This window comes from Idiomarina piscisalsi, from assembly GCF_002211765.1.
GTDB lineage: Bacteria > Pseudomonadota > Gammaproteobacteria > Enterobacterales > Alteromonadaceae > Idiomarina > Idiomarina piscisalsi_A.
In genome coordinates, this window is the sequence record NZ_CP022133.1 from 224,044 (window position 1) to 235,915 (window position 11,872).

Genomic DNA, 11,872 nt, shown 5'->3' on the forward strand with positions numbered 1-11,872 from the left:
TAAACTGATGCGAAACAATACATAAACCCTAACGGACTCTCCATGACAGAAAACGAACTTCGCCGGCGTCGTCTTATTTCCGCCAAGCAGTCAGAAGAATCTATAGCAAAGATAGAGGGGCAAGGCTCCTACAAATTGGCCTTTGCTGACCATGACTTTTTGTTGAGTGATGACTTACGAGCCGTGCGCCTTCAGCTGGAGTATTTAAAGCCGCAGCTGACGCTGGAAAAGCACAATGTCGATGCCACTATTGTGGTGTTTGGCAGTGCACGGTTTTTGCCGCCCGAGCAGGCACAGCATGATGTTGGTGTCGCTGAACAAGCGTTGGAGAAAGATCCGGACAACGACACGTTGATGGGAAACCTGAAGCGAGCGAAAAGAGCACTGAAAAACAGTGCCTATTATCAACAAGCAATGGATTTTGCACGCATCGCCACTGAACATAATCTCTGTCATGATGATGAAAACCTAATGATTGTCAGTGGGGGCGGTCCGGGCATTATGGAGGCAGCAAACAGGGGAGCCATGGAGGCAGGAGGACACAGTATTGGCTTGAATATCGTGCTACCTCATGAGCAGCGACCGAACCCGTATATAACGCCTGAGTATTGCTTTCAGTTTCATTATTTTGCTATTCGTAAAATGCATTTTTTGCAACGAGCCCGTGCCCTGGTCGCTTTCCCCGGTGGCTTTGGTACATTGGATGAACTGTTTGAGACGTTAACATTGGTGCAAACGAAAAAGTCCGAACCTGTACCTATTGTGCTCGTTGGAAAAGAGTTTTGGCAGCGGCTAATTGACTTTGATTTACTCGTTGAAGAAGGCACTATCTCCGAGCATGACTTGGCTTTATTTGAAATTGTCGATACCGCTGAAGAAGCCTGGCAGGCCATTTGCCACTGTTATGATTTAAAAAATGGCTCACGCCATATCCGCTAACCGCTCTCGGAAATGGCGCCATGATACCCAAAAGAACAAGGCGCCAATCCCCGCTAATGCCAACAATTGTGGCCAGACGATATCGACGCCCGCGCCACGGAACAAAATGCTTTGACCAAACTCAGTAAAATGAGATGTTGGAGCAAAATACATAACGGCCTGCACTACGGTTGGCATACTGTCGAATGGTGTCATGCCACCGGACAGTATTTGCATGGGCATAATAATGAGCAAAAATAACAAACCGAACTGTGGCATTGAACGAGCGTAAGTACCTAAAAAGATGCCGATGGATGTGGTCGCAAATAGATGCAATGCAGTGCCGAATAAAAAGAGGCCCAACGAACCACTCGTGGGTATTGCCAATGCTTGTTTTATCACCACGACTAAAGAAAAAGCGGATGCCACTAGGACTACTAACGCCATGGACCAAACTTTACTGACCATAATTTGAAAAGGCGTTACCGGCATCACCATAAGATGTTCGACGGTGCCATGTTCTCGCTCTTTGATTAATGCAGCGCCAGTTAAAATAATCGATAGCATGGTGATTTGGTTAATGAGTTCCATGACGGCACTAAACCAACCACTATCCAGCTCTGGGTTGAATTGGGCTCGCACAGCAATATCGATGGGCAGTTGAGCTGTTGATTGAGTAAACGTACTGACTTCCCGATTAATAATTGACTGAATGTATCCGTTACCAGTAAACGCCTGGCTCATTCGGGTCGCGTCGACAATAAGCTGAATTTGTGGTCGTTCGCCATTGAGTAAGTCTCTTTGCAGCCCCTCCGGAATATCCAGAATAAAGGTGTAACGACCTTCGTCCATGAGCTGATCGGCTTGATCCGCCGAAACGGCTTCGGGTGGCAGAAAATAAGGCATTAAAAAGCTATTAATTAATTGGTTAGACAGCTGTGAGCGGTCATTGTCGATAACGGCTATGGGGGTCTTGTAAAGGGTTTGTGGTGTGGCTGATGCAGCGGTATAAACAAAGACGGTAAAAGCCAGCATAATAAATAAAAGCAGCATGGGATCGCGTGACAAACTCACTAACTCTTTTATGCCTAAATGCGACATGTTTTTGAGAGAACGCATTTATCGCTCCTGCTTTTTCACTAAGCTAATGCCAACCGCTATAAAAATAATGGCAGCAATAATGAGACCGACCAACATGACGTGCAGCTCATTGAAGGATAAGGCTTTTGAGAAGACGCCGCGGCTGACAATCATGTAATAGGTCGTCGGATACACTTCCCCAATAATTTTCGCCAATCCTTCTAATGATGTGACCGGCGTTATCATGCCGGAAAACTGAGAGGCTGGAAGAATGGTGGCCAGAGCGGTGCCAAACAGCGCTGCAATTTGGCTGTTCAGGAAAGCGGACATAATAAGCCCCAATGCAGTGGCGCAAATGACGTAGAAAAACGTGGCTAGGGTAAACGCCAGAAAACTGCCGGTCAGTTCGACCTTGAAAATAAATAAAGCCTGTCCAACCAGTATTAAGAAGTTAACCATCGCAAGAACGACATAAGGCAGCTGTTTACCGAGGAAAAATTCACTTTTACGCGTTGGAGTGACATAAAAATTGGTGATGGAGCCTAACTCTTTTTCCCGAACGACAGAGAGAGAAGTCAAAATAGATGGAAACAGCATTAACAGCAGAGGTATCACTGCCGGCACCATAGCCGGCAAGCTTTTAATATCAGGGTTGTAGCGGTATCTGGAAGCAATATCGATAGTGGTTGTTTGGGGAGTAGGGACACTCAGTTGCTGTTGTTGCTTCTGTAGCCAGTCTATATGCATACCCTGAATATAACCCTGAGCAGTTTCTGCTCGCATAGGCATAGCGCCATCGACCCACGCACCAACAGTGACGTTATCGCCTCGTTGTATATTGCGGGCGAAGTTGTTGGGTATTTCAATGGCCAGACTAATGTCGCCACTCTGCAGGCGGTCATCCACCTCTTCGTAGCTGCTTAAAGGCGGTTGCTCGTTAAAGTAGCGAGAGCCCGATAAGCTAAGAATGTAATCGCGACTGGTGCTGGTCTTGTCACGGTCAAGTACGGCAAAGTCAATTTCATCGACATCCATATTAATACCGTATCCCAGCACGAACATCAGGATAACGCTACCGACTAAAGCCATGACAAGTCGAACGGGGTCCCGGAACAACTCTAATGTTTCGCGGTGACTGATGCTAAGCAGTCGTCTTACACTAAAGCCGTGACTTAGCTGAAGGTCACTATGAGTTTGTCGCCTTAGCGTCGGCTCTTCACGGCTATTATCGGGTTGCCCTGATGCCGCCTCTAAATAGTCAACAAAAGCGTCCTCAAGAGAGTTTTTGTTACAGCTCTGGATAATGCCGTTAGGTGTGTCGGTGACTAACACCTTTCCTGCGTGCATGAGTGACACTCTGTCACACCGTTCCGCCTCATTCATAAAGTGAGTGGATATAAAGATAGTGACGCCGTGCTCGCGGGAAAGTCTCAATAAAATATGCCAGAAACTATCGCGGGCGACAGGGTCGACACCGGAGGTTGGCTCGTCCAGAATCAGTATTTCTGGCTCATGAATCATGGCGACAGCCAGTGATAAGCGCTGGCGCTCACCAATGGGTAACTGCTTGGGGAGCTGCTGGAATAGCCGTTGTAAATCGAATTGCTCCGCTATCGCCTCTATTCGCTCGTCAATGTTCTCTTTAGGAATATCAAATAGCTGAGCGTGCAATTTAAGATTTTGATAGACCGTAAGCTCACTATATAGGGAAAAGCTTTGAGCCATATAGCCAACGCGCTTACGAGTTTCTAAGGAGTGACTGTCAATGGGCTCATCGAAAAGCCAGGCTTTACCTGAGCTGGCTGTTAGCAGCCCGGTCAGCATTTTCATTGTTGTTGTTTTACCGCATCCATTCGACCCTAAAAAGCCGAAAATCTCACCTTTCTGAATACGAAAGCTGGCCTTATCAACGGCGGTAAAATCGCCAAAACGCATGGTCAGCTCTTTTGCCTCTATCGCTGTAGGGTTGTCTTTGTCGAACTGATGCGGCCGGCTCGTAAAAGGCTCTATAGATTGAGCACCAAGCAGTGATACGAAAGCGTGCTCTAAAGAAGACGTTGAGGTCTGAGTTAAAAGTTGGGTGGGAGATCCTGATGCGAGCACCTCACCGTTATTCATGGTCGCTAACCAATCAAAGCGTTTGGCTTCATCCATATAAGCCGTTGCCACCAGCACGCTCATGTCCGGGTGTTGTTGTCTAATGTCGTCGATAAGCTGCCAAAACTGACGGCGAGACAAAGGGTCAACTCCGGTTGTCGGCTCATCCAATATCAGCAGTTCTGGCTCATGAATCAATGCGCAACATAACCCCAGTTTTTGCTTCATTCCGCCTGAAAGCTTTGCGCTGGGGCGGTCTTTAAACTCCCACAGACGGGTCGCTTTTAATAAGCGAAAAACGTGTTGTTCGCGCTGTTGGCCCTTTAGTCCAAAAAGCTGCGCAAAAAAGCTGAGGTTTTCTTCCACTGACAGTGTAGGGTAGAGGTTTTTCCCCAACCCTTGCGGCATATAAGCAACACGGCGATATAGCCGCTTGCGTTGACGAGATTTACTCAGATCTTCGCCTAATACAAACAGCTGGCCTGACTGTAACGCTCTAGCGCCGGAGATCAGGGACAGTAACGTTGATTTACCAACGCCATCAGGACCAATGACACCGCACAACTTTCCTCGAGGGACAGCCAAAGATACAGAGCGCAGTGCTGGTTGCTTGCTGTAGTGATAGTTGAGCTCATTTAGAGAGACAACAACGTCATTCTCTTGGGTCATTCATTGAGCTCCGACTTGAGCTCTTCGGGCCAAGCTTCTTGCTCATCAAGCTTCACGTAGGCAACGCCAGGTAGTCCCGTTTTTACACGTTCAAGATGCTTCTCTAAGAGTGCTTTGTCGATGCTGGCACGAACCCGAAACATGAGTTTTTCTCGTTCTTCCTGGGTTTCAACCGTTTTGGGTGTGAACTGTGCGATATCCGATATAAAGCTGATACTAGCGGGTATGCGATAGTTTGGCAGCGCATCTAACACAATGCGTGCTTCACTTCCTACTGATATCTTTCCAATAGCGCTGGTGGGGAGAAAGAACGTCATATAAACATCGCTCAAGTCCACCATGTTCACAACTCGACCTCCGTTGCCAATAACTTCCCCCGGCCGAGCAATAATGTATTGAATGCGGCCGTCGCGAGGCGCAAGAAGTGTGCTGTCATCTATTTGAGTTTGAATGCGTTCAATCGTTGCTCTGGCGGCTTCGGCACCGGACTTAGCTTCTTCATGTCTTGAAATCGCTGTCGCTATGGCTGCATCGGTTGCGGAAATCTGGGATTTAGCTGCGGTGACGGCCGACTCGGCGCTAATAACGGACGCTTTTGCATCATCAAGATCTTGTACTGACATCGAGCCCGTTTGAGATAGACTTTGAACTCGGGTGAGTCGCTTTTTAGCAAGCTCTAACTCAGCGTTGCGTTGTTTCAGTAACGCTTGCGCCGCGCTTTTTTCCGCTCGACGCTGCTCAATTTGACTTTCAGCTGTGTTAATTGCGCTCTTTGCTTGGTTAAATTGTGCCTGTGCTTGGTGAAGTTCGGCTTCGAGCGTCGTGGTATCAATGCTCGCAAGCTTGCTTCCGGTAAGCACGAAGTCACCTTCCGCCACCGACAGGGTAGCGAGTCGCCCGGCAACTTTAGTGGCAACATTAATTTCAGCGGCTTCGATTCTCCCGTTGCCACTGACAATTCCCTCATAGCCTTCGTTTTCCTTGTTAACACCAAGGTAGACAAAAAAGCCAAGACCGATAATGACGACGATCCAAACAAGGTTTCTTTTATTCATAGAGTCATCCCACCCTGGAGCCAGGAGGATAAGAACAGAAATACTGTGGTGGGTTTATTGGTTAAATGTCGATTCATAAAGAGAGCCTTACATGGAAGTTGCCATTTATAGTTTTAGCATTAAACGACATAAATGTAAGGCTCTCTTTTAGAGAAGAGAAGCTACCTTATAAGAGGTAGTGTTAAACCATCGGTTTTGTGCCTTTCCCGCTATGACCAGAGCGCTGCCATAAACTGGTAATACGTGCAGAGCGGACGATAAGCCAGGTAAGCCCAAACAAGCCGACAGCTAAGCCCAGTGCTAACCAGCGGTTGTAAGTCGTGGCTGAGTATATACCGCCATTCCCTACTGGTACTGCCTCTGGTGGCATTAACGGTAAGCCATGGCGTTCTGCCATGGTTTTAATGCCGATAAAGTGAATACCCGGAATGTCTTCCTGCAGGAAGTAGCCCATAACGGTCTCTACTGCAAAGGCACGTGCTGGTGCGTCTGTCTGTAAGCCAGATTTGAACATGTCATCAATGCCAGGGGGACCGACAACCGTCGCGCCACCACCCACGTTGATGTAGGCAGTGTAATTTCGCTCGGCAGAGTACTCCCGAAAAATGGCAATCCTATCGGCGACCGCTTCTTGGTAGTTGGCAGGGTCAATGAATTTAACGTCAGCACGTTCAATTGAACGGCGAATGGATTGAATGCCTTCCTCAGGAATGCCAATGCCTCTATCTTCAATGCCGCCAATCGATGCATAATCGGCATGGAGCGAAATAACGCCCGCTTCACGAAGCTTTCGTTCCATATCCAGCCATAGAAAATTAGGCGTGTTAGCGCCCCACTGAGACGACGAGGCAGATGCAACAATAACGGCATTTGCTTCCATCGCCTCAAGTGCTGAGTAGACAGCCAAGTTGAGCGCTGGGAACGAGCCTGAAACTGTTACGGCAACTAAATCGCCTTTTTTAACACCCGCTTCCGCTAATAATTTAACAGCAACTGCCGCCCAATTTGGGTTAATAGTGGTTTGTTTAGATTCTCGACCGCCATGATTGGTTGTGACAATACTGTTCTCTAAACCGACCAAGCCCGATCGTTGAGGATCAAACTCAGGATTAATGGGGGCTATTTGAGCTCTCAGTGGTTGCAACACGTTCATGCCCTGGCGCATGATTTTCGCCGCATTTACCATGGTCGCGTAGTTGTCTTCCACAACTGGGTCGCGCTGCTTCATTTTTTCTGCCGCAATAACCACAATAATTGCGACGACAATTAAGAAAATGAGCCCCCAGGTCGGTACACCTGAAGAGCGCCAATAAATTTTAGTAAAACTACTCATTATAGGGTTCTCCTGTTACCAACCGGGCATTTGAAAAGCTTGACTCGCTTCATACATTTGCAAAGATTCAGGCATAATAACAATAAGCGCCAACCTCACTAACACGGCGGTGACTGCTAGCCCACACAAGGTTTGCAGTACGCCTTGTCGTTCAAACCAAATAGCAATAAGCCCCGGGATAATATAGCCAATGATGCTGCTCTCCATGACCGACATCATTACCGTCGACTCGAGAGCGCCAACTTGTGCTTGTGCATTGTCGCCGCCGGCTATCATTTGTAAGTCTGCCCAGTTCACTAAGTTGCCAATGAATAGGTCGAACAGGCCGGCGATTAAATAGCCGGTTAGAATCATAATAATGGTTTGGCGACGACCATAAATAATCGCAAAGCTCGCTATGACTTTAACAATCAAATAGGTAATCAGGGCGGCGAGTAATGTAATGGCCAGACTGAGTGGGTCGGTCAGTTGTAATGCAACATAACCCGGAACAACCAAACCTCCTGCGGCTAGCCCGAGAGTATGGGTAAGCAGCAAGGTAAAAAATAAGCCAACACCAATGGCAACAGCCAATATATTGAGCGCTATCATAAATCTTCCTCTTTAACGGCACGGTTTTGGAAGAAGCGAGCGACTTCTTCGCCGCCGCCGTGAATATTGCACATACCAACAACCAGTGCGTTGCCTGCGGATTCTTCTAAAATGGTTTCTGTTATATCGGTTGTGTCACCGCCTTCAAGTACAAGTAGCTTTTCCGGATCGAGTCCGTGCTTTACTGCGTTTCGAACAAAGACAAAACAACCAGAGCCCATCAAGATGACTTTATCGGCCTTGGTCCATTTTCCGGCTTCTTCAGCCATTTGCTGAGACCGATGTGGGCGGTCGGCCCGGCAGTTAATCAACATGATTTTGCGGCGATCTTCACCGAACTTCTCAATCATGTTTTCCCAAATCTTGCCGGTCGACTCCGGGTCGTTAGCGGCAAAGCCATTAACAAACACAATTTCACGCTTGAAATAGTTAATGTGCAGAACTTGCATAGCACCAGCTTCCGGCTCAAGTTCGGTCATGCCTTTTAACGCTTTATCTCGGTCAACGCCAAGGTGTTCGCATATTTTTAAAGCCAGAGCGACGTTTTCTTTATGCTCGGCGTAACGAAATTGACTCATCGTGTCTTCAGAAATGGCCTCAACCTCTTCCAGTGTGACACCGTGGAGCTGTGACTTTCTGTCTTTACAGGAGTGTTCAAAGGTGGGGAGTAAATCTCGTTCGGCGGTGAACAAGTTGCCCTTAACGGGCGTACTCCCAGCCAAAGCTAAGGCGACATCTTCTTCGCCGGGCCCCATCACATCTAAATGGTCAGGGCGGGCATTGGTAATGACACCCACATTAGAACGCACCATGCGCAGCTCGCTCAATGACTGATACTGCGGTTGTAGTGCCATGCATTCCATAACCACAATTTCCGGCTTTAATTTAGCCATGCGCTTTAGCGTGCGCATTTGTTCAATGATATTGGCACCACTGATGCGGTAAATTGGAAATTCACGCCCGTCAGGGTCAGTGACTGCGGCGGCAGAGCCCGTTGTTTTTGCGCATACTCGCTTGCCGCCGGCGCGAAGGCCAGCAGCAATCAATCGAGTGACACTGGTTTTTCCACGTGTGCCATTGACGTGGACGCGTACTGGAATACGGCTAACCAGCCAACGGTGTTTTAGTGCTTCTAAACCACCTGCAAGAACAAGTGCTAACCAAAGTCCTGCAACAATGGCGAGCAAAACCGGTATTTCCATAATCGCTCCCCTTAACATACATAAATGTATGTATTCTTTTTAGCGAACCTTTATGAAAAAAACCAATGAATTTAGGGATCTTTACACTTTAGTTCGCAAGAAGAAGCGGATGACCGTATGGCGAATTGGGATTATGCTTTTTTAACGAATTCGGACTTTAATTTCATGGGACCAATGCCGTCTATTTTGCAGTCGATGTCATGATCACCTGCTACCAGGCGAATGTTTTTCACTTTCGTGCCGACCTTAACGACGGAAGAAGACCCTTTTATTTTCAAGTCTTTAATCACAGTGACGGTATCGCCGTCTTCAAGCGGTGTGCCGTTAGAGTCACGGTACTGGGGGGTATTTTCAGTGTCTGTTGGTTCATCTTCAGACCACTCATGGGCGCATTCAGGGCAAATCAGTAAGTTACCGTCGTGATAAGTGAAGGTTGACTGGCATTCAGGGCAGGCGGGGAAGTCGCTCATTAGAAATCCTTTTAAATTAAAAAGAGGCGCAATTATAGCCTGTTAGCGCCACGCCCGCATTAAACGAACAGCAACACCGCAATTGTTGTTATTACGGCCAGTAGAACGTTAAGAACAACTCCCTCTCGTGCCATAGCTTTTATCGTAATGCGTTTAGAGGCAAACACAATAGAGTTTGGCGGTGTTGCGACAGGCATGCAGAATGCACAGCTACAGGCAATAACGGCCGGAATCATCAGTAATTCAATCGGTAACTGTAATGCCGTAGCGGTGGCTGCCAAAATAGGCATAAGTAGAGTGGCGGTCGCTGTATTGGATGTGACTTCGGTGACAAACGAGACGGTCAGAGTGAGCACAAAAATGAGCAACCATAAAGGAAGCGCACCTAACGCTGTGAGCGACTGGCCAATGATATCACCCAGGCCGCTTTCCATTACGCCCCGGGCCAGACAAATGCCGCCGGCAAATAGCAATAAGATGCCCCAGGGAATGTCTTTCGCCAGTGTCCAGTTAAGCAGTTTTTCGTGCTTAATTTTGCCGCTTGGAATCACAAACATCGCAACCACACCGGCTAAAGCGACAGTGGCATCATTTAAGCTGCCCAGCCCTAAAAAGCCGGTCCAGCCGCCAAATGGTGCTGTGCGGGTTATCCACAGGAAAACGACGGCACCAAACACCATTAATACGCGCTTTTCATAGGTGGTCATTTTACTCGTAGTGGGAAGCTCTAATGGTTTTGTGAGCTTGACGTGTCGAGTGAGCCACAAAGCAATCACTGGTAACCCGAGCAGAACCATCGGTAAACCAATGCTAAGCCAGCGGGTAAAGCTGAACTCGGTTCCGGTAATATTCTGATAAATGGAGGCGAAAATTAAATTAGGCGGTGTGCCGACCAAGGTAGCAATACCGCCTAACGAGCCGGCGTAAGCAAGACCCAATAACAGTGCGCGTTGAAAGCTTTCGTCGTCGCTGGCATCGGCGAGTGCCAGAGCGACGGGCAAAAGTGCCAGAACACCAGCGGTATTCGATATCCACATGGATAAAAATGCGGTCGCAGCCATAAACGAAATAACCACTTTGCGACCATTGTCAGCTCCGATACGGGCGATAAGCGTTAATGCCATACGTTTGTGAACGCCGCTGGCTTCCACCGCTTTGGCCAACATAAAGGCACCCATGAACAATAAAATGATATTGTCACCCAGCGCGCCTGCAGCGGTGCTGGTATCAATAACTCCGAATACGGGCAGTAACACGAAGGGCAACAATGAAGTGACAGGCAGAGGAATGCATTCGGTGACCCACCACCAAGCGACCCAGACAACTGTGCTTAGAGTGAGAGCCGCCGGTAAAGGCATGTTGGCGAGTTGGGTGGCAAGCAGTACAATGAGAGCGGTTAACGGCCCGAGCGCTAAATGTTTCATTAAACGATTTTTCTATCCATTGCGTATCTTTCCCAGTAAAGATAATAGATAAGAGGTTCACATGCGAGATATTGTTATTCTGCACGAAAATGAAGAGTGGCTAGTGCCATTGAGAGCAGAATTTGAGAAGCGCGGAGTTGAGGCCAAAGAGTGGTTTTTGGACACTGGCGTCATTCCTTTTACCGAACTGCCTGACGATGCGGTGTATTACAACCGCATGAGTGCCTCTTCGCATACCCGAGGGCATCGTTTTGCGCCAGAACTCACTCGTATGGCCTTAACCTGGTTGGAAAGCAACAATCGAACGGTTGTGAATGGTACCGGCGTTCTTGCGCTGGAAGTCTGCAAGTTATCGCAGTATGCGGCATTGCAAAAAGCCGGGCTGAATGTTCCTAAAACACAAGCGGTCGTGGGTAAGAGTTTATTGGTTGAAGCTGCTGAAACGTTTGCTCAGTGGCCCGTTATTTTAAAACCGAATCGTGGCGGCAAAGGCTTGGGTGTTATTAAGTTTGATGATGCTGCTGGTTTGCAAGCTTATATTGATAGTGCCGACTACGAAGAGCCTCTGGACGGTGTTTGGTTGTTGCAGGAGTACATCAAACCGAAACAACCCCACATTACCCGCAGCGAGTTTGTTGGTCAGAAATTTGTTTATGCAGTGAATGTGAATACCGAACAGGGGTTTGAGCTCTGTCCGGCCGATGTCTGTAGTGTTGATGATGCGTTTTGCCCGACCAGCGAAGCGCCGGCGGAAACGCCGAATAAATTTACGATTACTAAACGCTTTAACGACCACGAAATTATTTTCGCCCTTGAAGCCTTTTTAAAGGCGAATGATATTGATGTCGCCGGTATTGAATTCATAGAGGACGACAAAGGTGAGTTGTACGTGTATGACGTGAATACCAATACCAATTATAACCAAACGGCCGAGCGGGAAGCGGGTGTAAAGCAAACCGGAATGGGTGCTCTGGCTGACTATCTTATTGATTTAGCCAAATAACGACTCCCTCAATAAGAGAAAAAAACGGCC

10 protein-coding genes are annotated in these 11,872 nt (G+C 47.9%); 2 read left to right on the forward strand and 8 right to left on the reverse strand.

All coding sequences use genetic code 11. The features are described from left to right. The first annotated feature begins 42 nt into the window (after positions 1-42). A complete protein-coding gene (locus CEW91_RS01055) occupies positions 43-939 on the forward strand; it encodes a TIGR00730 family Rossman fold protein (protein ID WP_088767285.1) in 897 nt (298 codons plus the stop codon). On the opposite strand, the gene CEW91_RS01060 is transcribed toward CEW91_RS01055, so the two are convergent. From CEW91_RS01060 to CEW91_RS01095, 8 genes are all read right to left on the reverse strand, one after another. Continuing rightward, positions 922-2,037 (reverse strand): ABC transporter permease, encoded by a 1,116-nt coding sequence (locus CEW91_RS01060; RefSeq protein ID WP_088767286.1) that lies wholly within the window; start codon positions 2,035-2,037, stop codon positions 922-924. The genes CEW91_RS01055 and CEW91_RS01060 overlap by 18 nt on opposite strands. After that, on the reverse strand, positions 2,038-4,764 hold the full coding sequence (gene rbbA, locus CEW91_RS01065) for a ribosome-associated ATPase/putative transporter RbbA (protein ID WP_088767287.1): 2,727 nt from the start codon (positions 4,762-4,764) through the stop codon (positions 2,038-2,040). It abuts the gene before it with no gap. After that, the gene (locus CEW91_RS01070) at positions 4,761-5,819 is read right to left on the reverse strand and encodes an HlyD family secretion protein (protein WP_088767288.1); all 1,059 of its coding nucleotides are present in this window, start codon (positions 5,817-5,819) and stop codon (positions 4,761-4,763) included. Before CEW91_RS01070 ends, rbbA begins: the two co-directional genes overlap by 4 nt. Positions 5,820-6,000: 181 nt before the next feature. Continuing rightward, positions 6,001-7,152, reverse strand: a complete 1,152-nt coding sequence (gene pgsW, locus CEW91_RS01075; RefSeq protein ID WP_088767289.1) for a poly-gamma-glutamate system protein — start codon at positions 7,150-7,152, stop codon at positions 6,001-6,003. A gap of 15 nt (positions 7,153-7,167) precedes the next feature. After that, complete coding sequence (pgsC, locus tag CEW91_RS01080) at positions 7,168-7,743, reverse strand: poly-gamma-glutamate biosynthesis protein PgsC (RefSeq protein ID WP_088767290.1); 576 nt, start codon at positions 7,741-7,743, stop codon at positions 7,168-7,170. Further along, a complete protein-coding gene (pgsB, locus tag CEW91_RS01085) occupies positions 7,740-8,945 on the reverse strand; it encodes a poly-gamma-glutamate synthase PgsB (RefSeq protein ID WP_088767291.1) in 1,206 nt (401 codons plus the stop codon). Before pgsB ends, pgsC begins: the two co-directional genes overlap by 4 nt. A gap of 131 nt (positions 8,946-9,076) precedes the next feature. Beyond that, positions 9,077-9,415, reverse strand: a complete 339-nt coding sequence (locus tag CEW91_RS01090) for a zinc ribbon domain-containing protein YjdM (protein WP_088767292.1) — start codon at positions 9,413-9,415, stop codon at positions 9,077-9,079. A gap of 59 nt (positions 9,416-9,474) precedes the next feature. Continuing rightward, positions 9,475-10,839 (reverse strand): SLC13 family permease, encoded by a 1,365-nt coding sequence (locus CEW91_RS01095; RefSeq protein ID WP_088767293.1) that lies wholly within the window; start codon positions 10,837-10,839, stop codon positions 9,475-9,477. 61 nt (positions 10,840-10,900) lie between these two features. Here CEW91_RS01095 and CEW91_RS01100 point away from each other — a divergent pair, with 61 nt between their 5' ends. Then, on the forward strand, positions 10,901-11,842 hold the full coding sequence (locus CEW91_RS01100) for an ATP-grasp domain-containing protein (RefSeq protein WP_088767294.1): 942 nt from the start codon (positions 10,901-10,903) through the stop codon (positions 11,840-11,842). Positions 11,843-11,872: the final 30 nt, after the last annotated feature.